Annotated in this window: 17 protein-coding genes, 1 tRNA gene and 1 riboswitch; of the genes, 7 read left to right on the top strand and 11 right to left on the bottom strand. The window is 60.8% G+C overall.

The window, feature by feature from the left end:
- Positions 1–3: 3 nt before the first annotated feature.
- The 3 genes from cobW to ACR0JC_RS05515 all read right to left on the bottom strand — a co-directional run bounded on the left by cobW (position 4) and on the right by ACR0JC_RS05515 (position 2,680).
- Positions 4–1,059 carry a cobalamin biosynthesis protein CobW gene (gene cobW, locus ACR0JC_RS05525; RefSeq protein ID WP_480763422.1) on the bottom strand — a complete coding sequence of 352 codons (1,056 nt, stop codon included), beginning with the start codon at positions 1,057–1,059 and terminating at the stop codon, positions 4–6.
- 2 nt (positions 1,060–1,061) lie between these two features.
- Positions 1,062–1,445, bottom strand: a complete 384-nt coding sequence (locus ACR0JC_RS05520; RefSeq protein WP_093962591.1) for a DUF1636 family protein — start codon at positions 1,443–1,445, stop codon at positions 1,062–1,064.
- Between the two features lie 82 nt (positions 1,446–1,527).
- Positions 1,528–1,732: riboswitch (cobalamin riboswitch) on the bottom strand.
- 72 nt (positions 1,733–1,804) lie between these two features.
- A complete protein-coding gene (locus ACR0JC_RS05515; protein WP_170338219.1) occupies positions 1,805–2,680 on the bottom strand; it encodes a LysR family transcriptional regulator in 876 nt (291 codons plus the stop codon).
- Between the two features lie 108 nt (positions 2,681–2,788).
- On the opposite strand from ACR0JC_RS05515, the gene ACR0JC_RS05510 reads away from it, so the two are divergent.
- Entirely contained in the window at positions 2,789–3,745 is a 957-nt protein-coding gene (locus tag ACR0JC_RS05510; RefSeq protein ID WP_170338221.1) for an NAD(P)-dependent oxidoreductase, read from the top strand.
- A 220-nt stretch (positions 3,746–3,965) separates the two neighbouring features.
- Here ACR0JC_RS05510 and ACR0JC_RS05505 read toward each other — a convergent pair.
- A tRNA-Cys gene (locus ACR0JC_RS05505) sits at positions 3,966–4,039 on the bottom strand.
- A gap of 227 nt (positions 4,040–4,266) precedes the next feature.
- Here ACR0JC_RS05505 and ACR0JC_RS05500 point away from each other — a divergent pair.
- From ACR0JC_RS05500 to ACR0JC_RS05490, 3 genes are all read left to right on the top strand, one after another.
- Positions 4,267–4,920: a protein-L-isoaspartate O-methyltransferase family protein gene (locus ACR0JC_RS05500; RefSeq protein WP_170338223.1), complete on the top strand. Its 654-nt coding sequence runs from the start codon at positions 4,267–4,269 to the stop codon at positions 4,918–4,920.
- Between the two features lie 95 nt (positions 4,921–5,015).
- Entirely contained in the window at positions 5,016–6,434 is a 1,419-nt protein-coding gene (locus tag ACR0JC_RS05495) for a TolC family outer membrane protein (RefSeq protein ID WP_170338225.1), read from the top strand.
- Positions 6,435–6,508: 74 nt separating this feature from the next.
- A complete protein-coding gene (locus ACR0JC_RS05490; protein WP_170338226.1) occupies positions 6,509–7,327 on the top strand; it encodes a hypothetical protein in 819 nt (272 codons plus the stop codon).
- A 3-nt stretch (positions 7,328–7,330) separates the two neighbouring features.
- Here ACR0JC_RS05490 and ACR0JC_RS05485 read toward each other — a convergent pair whose 3' ends face one another.
- Both ACR0JC_RS05485 and ACR0JC_RS05480 read right to left on the bottom strand, forming a co-directional pair.
- On the bottom strand, positions 7,331–8,788 hold the full coding sequence (locus ACR0JC_RS05485; protein WP_480763417.1) for a cobyric acid synthase: 1,458 nt from the start codon (positions 8,786–8,788) through the stop codon (positions 7,331–7,333).
- Positions 8,789–8,946: 158 nt separating this feature from the next.
- Positions 8,947–9,267 carry a DUF6280 family protein gene (locus ACR0JC_RS05480; protein WP_093962585.1) on the bottom strand — a complete coding sequence of 107 codons (321 nt, stop codon included), beginning with the start codon at positions 9,265–9,267 and terminating at the stop codon, positions 8,947–8,949.
- A gap of 219 nt (positions 9,268–9,486) precedes the next feature.
- Between ACR0JC_RS05480 and efp the strand changes: the two genes are divergently transcribed.
- The gene (efp, locus tag ACR0JC_RS05475) at positions 9,487–10,050 is read left to right on the top strand and encodes an elongation factor P (RefSeq protein WP_093962584.1); all 564 of its coding nucleotides are present in this window, start codon (positions 9,487–9,489) and stop codon (positions 10,048–10,050) included.
- A gap of 40 nt (positions 10,051–10,090) precedes the next feature.
- On the opposite strand, the gene ACR0JC_RS05470 is transcribed toward efp, so the two are convergent.
- Complete coding sequence (locus ACR0JC_RS05470; RefSeq protein WP_170338230.1) at positions 10,091–11,056, bottom strand: ABC transporter transmembrane domain-containing protein; 966 nt, start codon at positions 11,054–11,056, stop codon at positions 10,091–10,093.
- A 106-nt stretch (positions 11,057–11,162) separates the two neighbouring features.
- Positions 11,163–11,900 (bottom strand): CAF17-like 4Fe-4S cluster assembly/insertion protein YgfZ, encoded by a 738-nt coding sequence (ygfZ, locus tag ACR0JC_RS05465; RefSeq protein ID WP_170338232.1) that lies wholly within the window; start codon positions 11,898–11,900, stop codon positions 11,163–11,165.
- Between the two features lie 72 nt (positions 11,901–11,972).
- Here ygfZ and ACR0JC_RS05460 point away from each other — a divergent pair, with 72 nt between their 5' ends.
- Positions 11,973–12,572: a glycosyltransferase gene (locus ACR0JC_RS05460; RefSeq protein ID WP_170338234.1), complete on the top strand. Its 600-nt coding sequence runs from the start codon at positions 11,973–11,975 to the stop codon at positions 12,570–12,572.
- Here ACR0JC_RS05460 and ACR0JC_RS05455 read toward each other — a convergent pair.
- Positions 12,520–13,389, bottom strand: coding sequence for a hypothetical protein (locus ACR0JC_RS05455; RefSeq protein ID WP_254430695.1), 870 nt, complete (start codon positions 13,387–13,389; stop codon positions 12,520–12,522). The two genes, ACR0JC_RS05460 and ACR0JC_RS05455, sit on opposite strands and share 53 nt — an antisense overlap.
- A gap of 106 nt (positions 13,390–13,495) precedes the next feature.
- On the opposite strand from ACR0JC_RS05455, the gene ACR0JC_RS05450 reads away from it, so the two are divergent.
- Positions 13,496–14,266, top strand: a complete 771-nt coding sequence (locus ACR0JC_RS05450) for an alpha/beta hydrolase (RefSeq protein ID WP_170338236.1) — start codon at positions 13,496–13,498, stop codon at positions 14,264–14,266.
- A gap of 14 nt (positions 14,267–14,280) precedes the next feature.
- Here the strand turns inward: ACR0JC_RS05450 and ACR0JC_RS05445 are convergent, their stop codons facing one another.
- Together ACR0JC_RS05445 and ACR0JC_RS05440 are read right to left on the bottom strand one after the other, a co-directional pair.
- Positions 14,281–14,562 (bottom strand): DUF1496 domain-containing protein, encoded by a 282-nt coding sequence (locus ACR0JC_RS05445; RefSeq protein ID WP_170338238.1) that lies wholly within the window; start codon positions 14,560–14,562, stop codon positions 14,281–14,283.
- A gap of 301 nt (positions 14,563–14,863) precedes the next feature.
- Positions 14,864–15,799, bottom strand: coding sequence for a COG2958 family protein (locus ACR0JC_RS05440; protein WP_170338240.1), 936 nt, complete (start codon positions 15,797–15,799; stop codon positions 14,864–14,866).
- Position 15,800: the final 1 nt, after the last annotated feature.

Below are 15,800 nucleotides of genomic sequence, written 5' to 3'. Positions count from 1 at the left end.
TGCTTACTCGGCGGCCTCGGTGACGCCCGTCAGGATGCCGCGGATCGCGGCCTCGTCGATGTCGTCATGCTCGGCGATGACCACAAGGCGCGAGCGGCGCTCTTCCTCGGGTTTCCACGGGCGGTCATACTGGTGCCGCACCCGCGCGCCGACCGCCTGAACCAGCAGGCGCATCGGCTTGCCCTGAACGGCGGCATAGCCCTTGACCCGCAGGATGTTCAGCTCGTTCGCCAGACGCTCGATATTGGCGACCAGCTGCGCCGGGTCGGTCTGTTCTGGCAGCTCAACCACAATGCTTTCGAAATCGTCATGTTCGTGGTCGTCATGGCCATCGTGATGCGAGGGGCGGGCGTCCATGTCGTCTTCGGCTGCGGCCTCCAGCCCCAGCACCACGCGCACGTCCACCGCACCCTCGGCCACTTCGACCACGGGCAGGGGGCGGGGCGCCTCGGCGGCGATGATCTCGCGCGCCTTGGCCACGCCTTCGGGGCCGGCCAGGTCAGGCTTGGTCAGCAGGATGATGTCGGCGCACGAGATCTGATCCTCGAACACCTCGGACAGGGGCGTTTCGTGGTCGATCGAGTCATCGGCCATGCGCTGGGCGTCCACCGCCGCGACATTCGGGGCGAAGCGGCCTGCGGCCACGGCCTCGGCATCGGCCAGAGCGATCACGCCGTCCACGGTGATCTTGGAACGGATGTCGGGCCAGTCGAACGCCTTGAGCAGCGGTTTCGGCAGGGCCAGACCGCTGGTTTCGATCAGGATGTGATCGGGGCGCGGGTCGAGCGCCATCAGCGCCTCGATCGTGGGGATGAAGTCATCGGCCACGGTGCAGCAGATGCAGCCATTGGCCAGTTCCATGATGTTTTCCGCCGGGCAGCCGGGGATCGCGCAGCTTTTCAGGATTTCGCCATCGACGCCCACGTTGCCGAATTCGTTGACCACCACGGCCAGCCGCTTGCCCTGCGGGTTTTGCATCAGATGGCGGATCAGCGTGGTCTTGCCCGAGCCGAGAAAGCCGGTGATGACGGTGACGGGAAGTTTTTCGAGGGTGCTCATGCTCAGGCTCCAATCGGGGGAATGCGGGCGGCGCAGTTCTTGCGGAAATGTTCAGGGCGGTCGCGCCATTTCACAAGGCCATCATCGGCGGCCAGATATTTAGTGGCGCCTTCGACGATGATCTCGACATGGTCGGATTCGTTCAGGTTTTCATAGACGAAGGTCCAGCGCGACGGCCCGCCGCGCAGAACGATCGAGCAGCCCTGATCGCAGTTCGACAGGCATTCGACCGGCTTCAGGGTGATGCCCTCGGGCAGGTCGGCAGCGGCCAGCGCCTTGTGCAGCAGCGTGCCGGGGCGTTGGGCGTCATCCTCGATGGGCAGCCCGCGTCGGCAGGTGGTGCAGACCAGCAGTTCAACTGGTGTGGTCTCGGTCACGTCTCTCATCCCCCCTCACTCGGTTGTCGGGGGACGGGGTATGCGCGGGCCACGTTGCGGACATGGGCCCGACACCGGAACACCCCGTCCGGTTTGTCTTCGGGCGTTGGCAGGTCTCCCGGCTTGCGGATGTCAGAGCGGCGCTCTGTCGGATGTCCCGCCTTCCCGGCCAGCGGCCAGTGGCATTTGGGCACCCTCTCCGGTCACGGTCGCGGGGGCGGCTGCGTTTGACGGAAAACCGCTGACGCATTCCCTTTTCATCTGCTTGCACAGACACCAACGCAAGCGACATGCGGTACGGGCAGGGGGGTTGTCAAGCGCGCAGGGGCAAGTGCTTTGCGTCGGATCGAAAAAGCGACTTGCCGGGGTCAATCCGCGGCATCACCGGCCAATCGGTCGCGCAACCACGCGAGGAACAACTGGGCGGGGATGGACGGAGGCGCCGCGCTGACGCTGCGGATCAGGTAGTGCGACTGGGCAAAGGGAATCGCTGGCCCCGCAACCCGGATCGGCGTGCCCTGCGCGATGGCGTTGAGCGCGAACCGCTCCAGAACGGTGGCATAGCCCGCGCCGGCCATCACCAGTTGCAGCGCCGTGACGGTCGTATCCGCCGAATGGCGCGCGGGGCGGTCGGGCAAGTCGATGCTCGTGGCCTCGGCGTACCGCGCCCAGTTGTCCTCGTACCCCAGAATGTGGATCAACGGGCCGTTTTGCAGGTCTGGCGCCGGGTCCTGCGCCCGGCAGACGGGCACCAGCCGTTCCGAGCACAGCTGTTCGGCCGCAACTCCGGGCCAATCGCCATAGCCCAGCCGGATTTCCACGTCCACATCCGCAGGCGCGGCCGAGTCGTTCCAGATATGCGACACCAGCCGCACCGGGATCTCGGGGTGCTGGGCGCTGAACACGGGCAGTTCGGCGGCGATCCAGTAGGTCATCGACGATATCGCCGCCCGGATGGTCAACGCCTGCCGCGAGGCGGGGCCGAACAGGCTGTTGGTGGACAGCGCGATATCCGACAGCGCCCGGCGCACGGTCAGCGCATAGGACTGGCCCAGCTCGGTCAGCGACAGGTGTCGTGCGTTGCGGGCAAAAAGCGGCTGCCCAAGGTCCGCCTCGAGCGAGCGGATATGCAGCGACACCGCCGTCTGGGTCAGGCCCAGCTCCTGCGCGGCGGTTGTGAAATTCAGATGGCGGGCGGCGGCTTCGAAGCTGCGCAGCCAGGCCGGATTGGGCAGGCGGTCCATTCAGCACCAAAATAATTTTTGTATAGATGGCTTTATTATTCGTTTCTTTTGTCGATGGGCAACGGAAATACTCGGGCCAACGAAAACGCGCCTGCGGGAGGGCAGAACATGAAGGTCGGTTTCATCGGTTTGGGCAATGTGGGGGGCAAGCTGTCGGGGTCGCTGCTGCGCAACGGTATCGACCTGACGGTACACGACTTGGACCCCGATCTTGTGGCGGAGTTCGCCGCCAAGGGAGCAAAAGCCGGTGAAAGCCCGGCCCAGATGATGCGCGATTGCGATGCGGTCATCACCTGCCTGCCGTCGCCCGCTGCCTCGGACGCAGTGATGCAGCAGATGCTGCCCGAGGTTACCCACGGTAAGATCTGGATGGAGATGTCCACCACCGACGAGGCCGAGGTCAAACGCCTGGGGGCCATGGTGATCGAACGCGGCGGGGCGGCGGTGGACTGCCCGGTTTCGGGCGGGTGCCACCGGGCGGCCACGGGCAATATCTCGATCTTCGCGGGCTGCGACCGGGCCACGTTCGAGCGTATCCTGCCGTTCCTTACGACCATGGGCCGGCGCATTCTGCATACCGGCGATCTGGGCACGGCCTCGGTTCTGAAGGTGCTGACCAACTATCTAGCCACTGCCAACCTGATCACCTGCGCCGAGGCGCTGGTGACCGCCAAGGCCGCCGGGATGGACCTGAACACCACCTACGAGGCGATCAAGATCTCGTCCGGCACGTCCTTCGTGCATGAAACCGAAAGCCAGGTGATCCTGAACGGCTCGCGCGATATTTCCTTCACCATGGACCTGGTAAAAAAGGATATCGGCCTGTTCCAGGAGGTCGCCGACCGCGCCGGCGTGCCGTTGGAGATGAACCCGTTGATGATCAAGATCTTCGACGACGCCATCGCCCGCTATGGCGCGCGCGAGCTGTCGCCCAACGTCATTCGACGGCTCGAGGATGCAACCGGGCTGAGCATTACCGCGCCCGGTTTTCCGGCCGAGATGCAGGACGATGAACCGGAAGAGCCGGGGTATGAGGTGATTCCTTCAGGCCGAAGCACGGTTTGAGCCGACGGTCAGCGCAGAGCACGCCCTTTCCCGGGGGGTCTCGCATGTTCCGACCGCGTCGGCGGTGCCCCGGCGCCGACTAAATCCGTGGCCGATTGTTACTGGTTGGCTCGGCTGCGCTAACCATCTCCGCGCGTATTTTGGCGTTTCGTATCAACAAACTGGTCCAGGCGACTATCACAGGACCAGAGAACAGCGATGCAATGCGAGGCTGGAAAGTTGGAGGCGAGTACCGGAATCGAACCGGTGTACACGGATTTGCAATCCGCTGCGTCACCACTCCGCCAACTCGCCTTTTCAAGCAATTTCAATTACTTGACGTGGTGCAGCCGCGGTTCTAGCAGCTTTCCCGAACAACGTCCAGAGGGTTGCTGAAAATTCCGCCGACCACGGCGTTGGATGGTCGGTCAGCGCAGTGGCAACTTTTGTCGCGGCCTGCAATTTTTGCCGGGCTGGCCGTTGCCGGGCGGGATCGGATGTGGCAAAAGCCGAGCAACCATGGGAAATATACGAGCGGTCACATGACGGATTTCGCAGCCCGACGCCACACGATGGTAGACACTCAGATCAGGCCCTCTGATGTCACCAAATTCCCGATCATCGATTCAATGCTGAAGGTCCAGCGTGAGAACTTCGTGCCGGATGCCAGTCGCGAAGTGGCCTATGCTGGCGACCTGATCGACCTGGGAAACGGGCGCTGCCTGCTGGAGCCGAGGACTCTGGCGAAGATGCTGGATGCATTGAATATTTCGAATGACGAGGTGGTTCTGGATATCGCCCCGGCGTTCGGATACTCGACCGCCGTCGCCGCGAACATGGCGCAGCTTGTGGTGGGCGTCGAGGATGACGAGGCCAACGCAGCCGACGCGCAGTCCCGCCTGATGGAGGCGGATATCGACAACGCGATCATTCATGTCGGACCTTTGGAGCAGGGGGCGGCCGAGCATGGCCCCTATGATGTCATTATCATCCAAGGCGGTGTGGAACGTCTGCCCGATGCCCTACTCGATCAACTGAAAGATCATGGCCGCATCGCCTGCCTGTTCGTCGAAGGCAATCTGGGCACCGTTCGCATTGGTCGAAAGTCCGATGGGCGGGTGACTTGGCGTCATGGCTTCAACGCAAACGCCCCGGTACTGCCGGCGTTTTCGGCCGAGTGTGCATTTTCGCTATAGTCGATCAGCGGTTTTCCGCGGTCCCTTGATTAGTTGAAAACAAAGGCGCAAACTGCCTGCGGGCTTGCGTTATTTTGATTTGAGAGGATTTGGGTATGCTTGGAACGGCTGGAGGGAAGCTGGTCAAGGCAGTCGCTCTGACGGCGGGAATCGCGCTGAGCGTGATGCCGGGGCGCTCGGTTTTGGCGGACAATCTGACCGACGCGTTCATCGGTGCATACAACACAAGCGGGCTGTTGGAACAGAACCGCGCCTTGCTGCGCGCAGCCGACGAAGACGTTGCAATCGCGTTGTCGGCCCTGCGCCCGATCATCAACTGGACCGTCCGTGTCAGCCAGGATTACGCCAAGACCCGCGCCGGAACTGTGGTGTCGACGGTCGAACCATCGCGCTTCTTCTCGGGGTTAACGCTGAGCCAGCTGGTCTATGACGGCGGTGCATCGATTCTCGGGAAACAGTCGGCTCAGGAAACAGTTCTGGCAACCCGCCAGGCATTGATCGACATTGAGCAACAGGTTCTGTTCCGCGCAACGACGGCTTATCTGAGTGTTCTGCTGCAGGAAGAAACGGTTCAAATTCGCCAGAACAACGTCAATCTCTCGGGCGAGGAACTGCGGGCCACGCAGGACCGTTTTGAAGTCGGTGAGGTCACCCGGACCGACGTCGCGCTGTCCGAAGCGCAGTTGGCAAGCTCGCAGGCTGATCTGGCCGATGCGCGAGGCGACCTGAGCACCGCCCAAGCGGAATACGTGAACGCCGTCGGCAAACAGCCTGGTCGTACTGCGGGCCAGCCGCGTCTGCCGAAGCTGCCCGGTTCATTGGCCGAGGCCATCAGCCTGGCACAAAGAAACCACCCGGCAATCCTGTCGGCGCAGCATCAGGTGCGTGCCTTGGATCTGACAGTGCAGCAGCAGCGCGCGGGTCTCGGTCCGAATGTCAGCTTGAACGCGGACGCGGGGATCACCGAAAGCTATGACAACGACGACTATACCAACGATGCGTCCATCTCGTTGAATTTCAATCAGCCCATCTATGCCGGTGGTCGATTGGCGGCCAACGTGCGCCGCGCGATGGCTCAGCGGGATGCATCGCGCGCCAACCTTCTGAATGTGCAGAAAGACATCACTCAGGGTGTGACCGACGCCTATGTGCGCTTTGAAACGGCCACTGCCAGCCTGCGGGCATCCGTCGAACGGGTAAGGGCATCGCAGGTCGCCTTTGACGGGATTCGCGAAGAGGCCACGCTGGGGGCTCGGACCACACTGGACGTTCTGACCGCTCAGCAGGATTTGCTGGACGCACAATTGGCCGAAGTTGCCTCGCGGACGGAACGGTCTCTGGCGGCCTATCAGTTGTTGCAGGCACAAGGTCTGTTGACCGCCGAGCGTCTTGGATTGGCGGTACAGATTTACGACCCGACGCTCTACTACAACCTGGTCAAAAAAGCGCCAGCACAGATCAGCAAGCAAAGCCGCGACCTGGATCGAGTTCTCAAAGCTTTGCGGCGCGAGTGATCAGCCACACTATCTGTTGTTAGGTTCGACCGGATTGGATACACTGGTCCAAAAGGTCAGAGCGGTAGAGAACAATGACGGATAGCAGTGTCAAAGCAGGTGTCGAAGACGTATTGTCGTCGATCAAGCGTTTGGTCAGCGAAGAAGGGCGCAAGGTCCCGAACCTGATCAAAGCGACTGCGGCCCGCAAGCCGGGACGCCTGGTTTTGACGGATGCCCTGCGGGTTGGCACATCGGCCGAGGATCCAAAAGCACCTTTGAAACTGGCCCAAAAGATCTCGGCTGAGGCGGCCTCGCAGCATGCTGCGAATGTCGAGGCGGTGCGCCCGGCCAACGACCTGTCACAACCTATGCGGTTGCGGTCTTGCGATATCGTTCGTCCCGGAACCCCGGCAATCAACGACATTGGCGGCGAGTCTTCGGATGATCGCGAAGGCCGCAGGGATCTGGCCGGCAGCCTGAGCGCCAAGATCGCAGCTCTTGAGGCTGCGATTGCGCGGACCGAAGATCAGTGGGAGCCTGACGGTGAAAGCGACGACGCTTATTCCGGCACGCGCACCGACACGGTCAGTTGGGCCTCGGACACCGGGTTTTCGACGTCGAAGGATGCGGCTGCGTCCGAAGCTGAGATGGACGCTGACAGCGACGAGGAAACAACGCCTGCCACGTTTATCCGCGACAACCGGGATGCCTCAGAGGCCGAAGTAAAGCTGGATCAGGAAACGCCGGCGATGGCGACCGGCACGATGGATGAAGACGAATTGCGCGAGTTGATCGCAGACATCGTCCGTCAGGAACTGCAGGGCGCGCTGGGTGAACGTATCACCCGCAACATTCGCAAGCTGGTGCGGCGCGAGATCAACCGCGCTTTGGCCGCTCAGACTTTGGATTGACGCTCAGCCGAACCTAGGCTCGGCTGTCAGTGACAGCAGGGCATCAAGGTCCATATGCTGTTCAAGGTGATCGGCCAAAGACTCCAACGTTTGCTCAACACTGACTTCGTATGCCAGTTCCGACCTGGCTCCAAACCGCTGTAGAAACGACGCGCGGAAGGCGTCTGACGCGAAAATGCCGTGCAAATAGCTTCCCAGAACGCGCCCGTCTCTCGATGCGGCGCCTTCCGGGCGCCCTTCCACCTGCAACCACGCGCGGGCAGTATCCGGACCTTGGGTGCGCCCCATGTGGATTTCGTAGCCGGTGACAGGCTCGCCGCCGGGCAAGGCCTGCGCTGATCGCAGTTCGACCCGTTTTTCCCCGGACATAACCGTTTCCACGTCCAGCAAACCCAGCCCATCGACGCTGCCGGGTCTGCCGTCCACGCCATCAGGGTCGGTGATCACCCGGCCCAGCATCTGATACCCGCCGCAGAGGCCAAGAACATGGCCGCCCCGCCGTACATGGGCATACAGGTCGATGTCCCAACCTTGTTTGCGGAAAAAGGCCAAATCTCCGATCGTGGATTTGCTGCCCGGCAGAATCACCAGATCCGCGTCACCGGGAAGGGGGCGGCCAGCCGGAATGATCTCGACCGAAACACCCGGCTCGGCAGACAGCGGGTCCAAATCGTCGAAATTCGCCATGCGCTCCAACTGCGGCACCGCAACTTTGCAGGTGCCGCCTGCGTGCGAGCGAATATCCATCATGTCTTCGGCCGGCAGTTTCCAGGCGTCCTCAAACCAGGGAACGACGCCCAGGCAAGGCCATCCGGTGCGTGCCGCAATGTCGTCGCGACCGTCATCAAACAGGCTGACGTCTCCCTTGAAACGATTGACCGCAAAGCCGCGGATCATTGCTAGATCGGCACTGTCCAGCACTGCATGGGTGCCTACGATCTGCGCTATGACACCGCCCCGGTGAATGTCTCCTACCAGTATCACGGGCACATTTGCGGCGCAGGCAAAGCCCATGTTGGCGATGTCGCCTACCCGCAGGTTGGTCTCGGCCGGACTGCCGGCGCCCTCGACCAGCACAAGGTCGGCATCTTGGCAAAGCCTGGCAAAGCTCTCGAGCGCGGCGTTCAGAAGCTTGGATTTGTCCTTGCGATAGTCCTTGGCCCGCATCGTTCCCGCCCGCTTGCCCTGAACGATCACCTGCGCACCGGTATCGGTTTCCGGTTTCAGAAGGATTGGATTCATGTCCGTATGCGGCGCGCGCCCCGCCGCCCGGGCCTGCAGCGCCTGGGCGCGGCCAATCTCGCCTCCATTTGCCGCCACTGCGGCGTTGTTGGACATGTTCTGCGGTTTGAAGGGGGCAACCTTCAACCCTCGCCGCGCAAAGGCCCGGGCCAGCCCGGCCACAAGCATCGACTTGCCGACGTTGCTGCCGGTCCCCTGAATCATGATCGCGCTAACCATCTGAGCCTCCTGCGGATGTTGGCAGATGACCGCATTTATTCAGCCGACGAAAGCGTGGATCGGGCCATTTGCACGACGAATGCGACTATTCCGCTGCGTACAGGGCAAAAAAAAGCGCGCCGAAAGTACCGGCGCGCGTTTTTGGGTCGGGCAAAGCCTTAGGCGGCTTCGGCCTGCTGTGCAGCGTTGCGGCGTTCGCTTTCTTCGCGCGACAGGGCGACGGAGGTACGCACGCCACGGCCAACGAACTCCATCAGTCCGTGGACAACCCGTTCGTTCGGGTCGATGCCAGCGCAGGACAGCACTTCGCGCCCATCGCGAGAGCGTGCCCAGCGGGCGATTTGTTCCGGGCCATTGCCGTATTTCTTGTCATCGGCGATGGCATCATCGAGTGCAGCCAGCACAACGGCCGCGAAAAGTTTGCGGGCACGGTTGCCTTGCTCATTGTTAAAGGCGGTGCCGTCAACGAAATCTCTCATCTCGTTTTCCTTGTTGTTCTTGCTCTTGTAATTTTCGGCGTGGCGGTCCTTATGACCTATTTAGTGCGATTCGGATACACCTAATTTGCATAGTTGCGTTGCGTCATTTGCATGGCTCTCTGCAGGTGCAGCACTAGGTTTCGTTGTATTGCATGGATCGGTCCCGCCAGATATAGGGACGACAACTGACGCATCAACCATGTGTGAAGGAAATATGTCATGCCCAAGATCAATGGGAACGAAATTCGCCCGGGCAATGTGCTTGAGCATAACGGCGGTCTGTGGGCGGCGGTCAAGGTCGATCACGTCAAACCGGGCAAAGGCGGTGCCTTTGCACAGGTGGAATTGCGGAACCTGCGCAACGGTTCGAAACTGAACGAGCGGTTCCGTTCAGCGGACAAGGTCGAGCGTGTTCGGTTGGAGCAGAAAGACCAGCAGTTCCTGTATGAAAGCGACGGGATGCTGGTATTCATGGATGCCGAGACCTATGAACAGATTGAATTGCCTGCAGATTTGCTGGGTGACCGTCGTCCGTTCCTTCAGGACGGGATGACCATCGTGGTCGAATTCTATGAAAGCGAGGCGCTGAACGCGACGCTGCCTCAGAAAGTCGTCTGCAAGGTCGTCGAGACTGAACCGGTCGTTAAAGGTCAGACTGCGGCGAACTCGTTCAAGCCGGCGGTTCTGGACAACGGGGTCAAAGTCATGGTGCCGCCGTTCATCGCGCAGGACGAGATGATCGTCGTGAACACCGAGACCATGGAATATTCCGAGCGCGCGTAACGTTGCGTCATACTCGGAGAAAGACCAAGAAACCGCGCCGCTATTCGGCGCGGTTTTTTTCTTGCGAGGCGGCCCCGCCCCGGCGGTAGCGGGCGCGGTCCGGGCCGAACAGTTCCAGCAACAGCTCGAACTTGATGCGATTGGCGCTGACCTGTCGGTAAAAAGCGATGAGAAACCCGGTCGGCCCTTGGATCCGGGCCAGACCGCTGGTCGCGGCGACCACGGTTCCCACGTCGGTTTCTCCTTGCAGAACCAGCCATCCGCCCAGCATCAGAACACCGACGGTGCCTGCACCGTTGATCACGCTCAGCAGAAACTTGGCCGACAATTTCCACAGGAACATCCGCCGCCGGGTGTCGTAGATCGCGTCGAACTGGTCGTGCACCTCTTGAGTCACGGCCTCGATGTTTTCGATCGTCAGATGGTCGGTCGCGCTACGCAATATGCGGACGCGGTCCGCCACGAACACGTTCACCTTTCTCTGCGAGACGAGAACGATGAGGATCTGCGGCGCGATCATCGAAAGGGCGATCAGTCCCAGCCAGGGTTGCGTCGACGAGATGTAGCCAATCACGCTGACCAAGGTTCCGATCTGTACGACCGGGTCCGAGAACGCGCCGCCTGCGAATTTGCCCAGTTCTTCGGCTTCGGCAGAAATGGCCGTCGTCATGGTTCCCTTGCGGACATTCTCGCCCGACTCGTCCACGTCCACGGTGCGGGCCAGCAAAAGCTGACGGATCCGACGGATCATGTCTTCGCCCAACGTCCCCGCGCGATATCCCAGCACCCACTTCAGGGCGAGGCTCAGCAGGATCACCCCCATCATGCCGGCACCCAGCAGCAGGAGATGGGGCGCCTCGATATTGTCCGAGGTCAGATGGTTGATGATGTCCCGTTGAAACTCCAACGGGGCCGCGGCAAGAGCCGCGACCGACAAGGACAACAGGATCAGTATGACTTGCCGTCCGGCGCTGGCGCGCCAGATGGCTGAATACAGTTGGAGCATGCAGGCACCCGATCAGCCAAGTGCCTCAAGTCTTACCGTGTGGCCGGGCCGGATAAAACGTTTGCGGAGCAGCCCGGTCGGTGGTCGTGCCGGTTGGGCAACAGGCTCAATCCAGCAGACGCAGGCGGGCGTCTCCGGCCAGCATGTCGTCGCCCGCCCGATCAAGGCGCAGATAGGCGATGGCCTGTCCGTTTGATTGGGTGAACAGCGTACCAGCTGGCTTTCCCGCCGAGAGGATTTCGGAGCCGACCGGAGCCGCACCGTCGATGGCGACAACCCGCAGCCCCTTGCGCAACTGGGTCTTGTGCTTCATGCGGGCGGTTACCTCTTGCCCGACATAGCAACCCTTTTTGAAATCGACGCCGTTGAGCGGCTCGAATCCGGCCTCGAGGATATACGTGTCCGGTGTCAGCTCGATCCCGGTTTCCGGGATGCAATAACGCACCCGAATTGCGTCCCAATCCGTTCCATCTTCGGCTTCGGGAGCGTCAGAATATGCGCGCCAGCCCATATCGGGGTGACGAGGATCGGGCAGGGCGCCTTCGGGCGCGGGCCCGGTTCCGCGTTGCAAGTGCAAGTTGGTTTCCTCGATACGCACGTCCGCCCGCAGCTTGTACATGTTCAGCCGCTTGATCAGTGCATCCGCCATCCCCTCAGCCACGTCCAGCAGCACCGAGTCGCCATCGCGTTTCAGAAAGAAATCGGCCAGGTACTTGCCCTGCGGGGTCAGGATGGCCGCGTAGACAAGACCATCGTCCAGCTTGCGGGTGTCATTGGTGACCAGACCTTGCAAGAAGCTGTCGGTATCCGTGCCTTTCAGGCGCAAAATGCGGCGGGTGCTCATCTTTGGGTCCTCGTCATTGCCCTGAGAGCGGTGATATAAGCGAACCCGTTGCCAAGACCAGAGGTTTCGAACGTGTCCGCCCCGATCAGTATCGTGATTCCGACATTCGATTCCCAAACCGAACTCGCGCGCTCGCTGATGACCCTGATGGAAGGTCTGCACGCCGGTCTGATCCGTGAACTTGTCATCGCCGATGGCGGGTCGACCGATCATACGTTGCGTATTGCCGATGAAGCAGGTGCCCGGATCGTTGCCGGGACCGGGTCCCGTACCGCGCAGCTGCGCGTGGGATGCGACGCCGCGGTGGGCGACTGGTTGCTGATCATCCTTCCAGGGACCGAGCTTGAGCCCGGATGGACCGACGCGGTGGCCGAGCACCTTGTAACGCGGCGTCCGGGTGTGTTCCGCCTTGGGTTCCGGTCCTCAGGCCTGATGCCGAGTTTGACGGCAGGCTGGGCCAATCTGCGCAGCCGGGTCTTTGGACTGGCGTTTGGTGATCAGGGTCTGCTGCTGCCGGCGCAATTGTACAAGGCCGCCGGTGAATATCCGGATCAACCGGGGAAGGAGGGGGCGTTCATGCGCTCTCTGCCGCGCGCGACTCTTTTGCGGGCGCGTGCCATTACAGGTGCCGGGCGCCGTGGTCGGACCCGTCCTGAGGCGCCACCTCAGTAACCCCGGTCGTAGATGCTTCAGGGGGTGGCTGCCGCGCCGGCGGCTCGGTGATGAGGTTGGACCGCAACTCGACAACAGATTTGCCCAACCGGAATGGTGCCGCAAAGCTGACAAGACACAGCGCGATGATCTGTAGCACGAGAATGTGGGCGTTTTCCTGAAGATACTCCCACTCTCCCTTCAGTTTGGCGACCTGAGCGATCAGGTCATCATAGCTTTGCGCGAGGATCATATAGTCTCCGGCGATTGCCGGCACTTTCCGCCGCATGTTGTCGATCGCGGTCTGTGTTTCTTCGTCCAGCGTGGTGAATACCAGGAATTGCTCGATGTCGAAGGCATCGGCCTTGGCGGCCATGTCCTGAATGTCATCCATCTGGCCTCGGGACCGTGCGCCGAAGATGAAGTTCAGGCCCTGCAGCGGCGAAACTTCGTTGGTGACGGCGATGAACAGCGGCAGGTCGGCGTTGCTGGCGGTCGAGGCCGACAGGAACTCGACCTTGTCGCACAAAACCGACGTGTCCGGGTCGTAGGCCGGATCGCAGAACCGCAGCCGGAACCGCGCGGCGTCGCGGTCGAAGGCCAGCGTCGCCGCATAGGCAACGTCGATCTGCCTGTCCAACCTTGAGCTGTCGGATTTGTAGAGCCCCGCCATGACCGCCACCAGCGCGCCCAGCCCACCCAACACGACCCACACGAGGTCGGCCAGCTTCCATGCCCGGTGACCCGCTGGTTTGCGAAACAGGAACGCGGTGCCAATCGATCCGGCCAGAAAGAACAGCAACAGCAGGGGCAGCTGGTAGTCGGTGATGAAGCTCATGCATCCGAGTTTAAGTTGTCAGTCTTCCCACGCAACAGCGATCACGTGCAGTTGTAACGCGTGTCAGGATGCCCATACTCGGGTCAGGAGCCGGAGGGAGAACGTGATGACCAAAGAGATTGTGCTGATCCACGGTGCGTTTGCCGGGCCGTGGTGCATGGCGGACTATGCGGAGTTCTTCCGCGCCCGTGGCTGGACGGTGCACACCCCGGCGCTGAGGTTCCATGGCGGCGATCCTGCAGCCGAGCCCGATGCGGGCCTGACCGACACCAGCGTACTGGATTATGCCAACGACATTGCCGAATTCGTCCAGGGGTTGGACAGCAAACCCGTGATCCTCGGTCATGCCATTGCGGGCGTCGTTGCCCAGCAGGTTGCGTCTCGCGGGCTGGCCAGCGCTATCGTGTTGATCAACCCGAACGCGGCCTGGGGCACCCTGCCGGAAACCGATGACGAACGCGCCGTGCCGCGCGCCTTGATGGAGGGCGGGGCCTTCTGGAAGCAGCCCATGCGCGTCGATTTCGACCTGATGGCCCCATTCGCATTGAACAAAATGCCCGAAGCCCAGCAATATGCGGTCTTCGATCAGCTTGGCCCGGAAAGCGGGCGGGTTATGTTCGAGATGTTTTTCTGGATGTTCGACGATCACCACGCGATGAAGGTTGATATCGACAAGGTCGACTGCCCGGTTCTGATCGTTTCAGGCTCGGAGGACAGGGCGGTGAACCCCAACACCTGCCGTGCCTTGGCGAAACTCTATGGCGACCGCGCGACCTTTCTGTCCGCAGAAGGTCACGCGCATTTTCTGTTCATGGAGCCCGGTTGGGAAAAGCCAGCCGCACAGATCGCGGACTGGCTGGACCAGAAGCTGGGCTAGGGGCCGTTCAGGCCTTATTTGCTGACCTGAAACGTGCTCTGCGGCCGCCAACGCAGCACGCCGTCGCTTTCACGGTAACAACGCAACAGGCGTTCCTGCACCGTGCTCACCGTGCTGGTGACGGTGTTGTCACCGACCATCAGCACAAAGGCGTCCTCGGAATAGGCCATGCCTTCGTAATAGCAGAACCGGGTCTCGGCGCCGTCGGGGATGGGGGATGCGGTGCTGAGCATCTGCTGCGCGGGGGCTGCCGAGGCCATCAGGGTCAGGGCCAGGCCGAGGGTCAAAGTTTTCATGTCGTCCTCCCGTTCGGATATCCGATTTTCAAATTGGGTCTTGGACGCTCGGAACCTCAAAGCTCGTTCTTGAATGACGGGTTGAGAGTAAGTGTGAACGGGATCAACGGGTTAGGCAAGGGGGAGGATGCAGGGTGTTTGACTTTGGGCGGTCCGTTCATCGCCGTGTAAGATACAAAGAATCATATATACGTTAGAGCCATCCCTTGGGCGGCGCGGGGTTTATGGTTGGGGTGGGACAGGACTTTATCCCACAATTGCGAGGTGATTTTTTCGGAGGGAAGTAGGTTGGAAACCCACCCTACCGGTTGTTGTAGTCCCAATCAGATTTGCGAAGATCGCCAGTTTGATGAAAGTGCCGCACGACTTTGATGTATTGAAGGAAATCAGAGTTTTCCTGCACTAGTCTGTCAGCGCTGAGCCAATCGACCGACTGTCGTTCTCTTGCAGGGATCAAAATTTGGCTGTCGCTGGGGGATGAAGGATTCAACTCCATCACGCCGATTCCGTGCACTCCAGACAGGGTCCGAAGTTCTTGCATGGTCAATCTGCCTTCAATCTCAGCAGCCACAAGGTATCCAAGGTTAGCCCACGACGAATTGCTCACGGTCTGGAAATATGCTTCCCTCACATTTGTGGAGTTAAGGTGAAGTTTTACTTCGAAAGACCAAAGCTTGGCCCTCGTGTCCCCAAACTCTCTGACGCAGTCTTTGGTTTCGCGGTCCCAAGTAGCGCTTAGGTCCTCAAGTCCCACAAGATCGGGGAACAACCACCGATTGCCGTTTTGCCCTCTGCGATTGGTGGCGCGTTTTTCATCAATCCGAACTGAAAACACATCCAGTTCATCTCTAAGGTAATTGGACAACAGAGGGTAAAGGTCATGCTCGCGAATGTGTTTCGATTCCGAGGTGGCTTTGGTAGGCAGATTCCCCGGGTCGACTTCGTCGTCCTCGCTTAGTTCAGAGTAGTAGTATCTCCGGGGCCGACCTTCTGTCGCGCGAATTTTCGAGTTTCGCGTAATCGAACGCCTCTGCGACCCAATTTCGGCAACGAGTTGCTGGATGAGGGCATCATCCGTGTCTAAAGGGATTTTCTTAGCCGTACTACGTGCGCGTTTTTCTTCACAGTCTTGGCGGTAATTTTCGAATATCCATTTCGCGATTTCTCGCGCCGTGAAGCGCTTTTCTGGATTATTGGAAAGGAGTTCTGGAACGACTTTGGTGATGCTCAGGGCCATA

It is taken from the genome of Ruegeria sp. CH5, assembly GCF_056537025.1.
Note: the sequence above shows the minus strand (reverse complement) of the source record. Positions and strands in the feature narration are given on the sequence as shown.

Coding starts and splice junctions, on each gene's coding strand:
- cobW (WP_480763422.1), bottom strand. CDS start 1,059: ATGAGCACCCTCGAAAAACTTCCCGTCACCGTCATCACCGGCTTTCTC.
- ACR0JC_RS05520 (WP_093962591.1), bottom strand. CDS start 1,445: ATGAGAGACGTGACCGAGACCACACCAGTTGAACTGCTGGTCTGCACC.
- ACR0JC_RS05515 (WP_170338219.1), bottom strand. CDS start 2,680: ATGGACCGCCTGCCCAATCCGGCCTGGCTGCGCAGCTTCGAAGCCGCC.
- ACR0JC_RS05510 (WP_170338221.1), top strand. CDS start 2,789: ATGAAGGTCGGTTTCATCGGTTTGGGCAATGTGGGGGGCAAGCTGTCG.
- ACR0JC_RS05500 (WP_170338223.1), top strand. CDS start 4,267: ATGACGGATTTCGCAGCCCGACGCCACACGATGGTAGACACTCAGATC.
- ACR0JC_RS05495 (WP_170338225.1), top strand. CDS start 5,016: ATGCTTGGAACGGCTGGAGGGAAGCTGGTCAAGGCAGTCGCTCTGACG.
- ACR0JC_RS05490 (WP_170338226.1), top strand. CDS start 6,509: ATGACGGATAGCAGTGTCAAAGCAGGTGTCGAAGACGTATTGTCGTCG.
- ACR0JC_RS05485 (WP_480763417.1), bottom strand. CDS start 8,788: ATGGTTAGCGCGATCATGATTCAGGGGACCGGCAGCAACGTCGGCAAG.
- ACR0JC_RS05480 (WP_093962585.1), bottom strand. CDS start 9,267: ATGAGAGATTTCGTTGACGGCACCGCCTTTAACAATGAGCAAGGCAAC.
- efp (WP_093962584.1), top strand. CDS start 9,487: ATGCCCAAGATCAATGGGAACGAAATTCGCCCGGGCAATGTGCTTGAG.
- ACR0JC_RS05470 (WP_170338230.1), bottom strand. CDS start 11,056: ATGCTCCAACTGTATTCAGCCATCTGGCGCGCCAGCGCCGGACGGCAA.
- ygfZ (WP_170338232.1), bottom strand. CDS start 11,900: ATGAGCACCCGCCGCATTTTGCGCCTGAAAGGCACGGATACCGACAGC.
- ACR0JC_RS05455 (WP_254430695.1), bottom strand. CDS start 13,389: ATGAGCTTCATCACCGACTACCAGCTGCCCCTGCTGTTGCTGTTCTTT.
- ACR0JC_RS05450 (WP_170338236.1), top strand. CDS start 13,496: ATGACCAAAGAGATTGTGCTGATCCACGGTGCGTTTGCCGGGCCGTGG.
- ACR0JC_RS05445 (WP_170338238.1), bottom strand. CDS start 14,562: ATGAAAACTTTGACCCTCGGCCTGGCCCTGACCCTGATGGCCTCGGCA.
- ACR0JC_RS05440 (WP_170338240.1), bottom strand. CDS start 15,799: ATGGCCCTGAGCATCACCAAAGTCGTTCCAGAACTCCTTTCCAATAAT.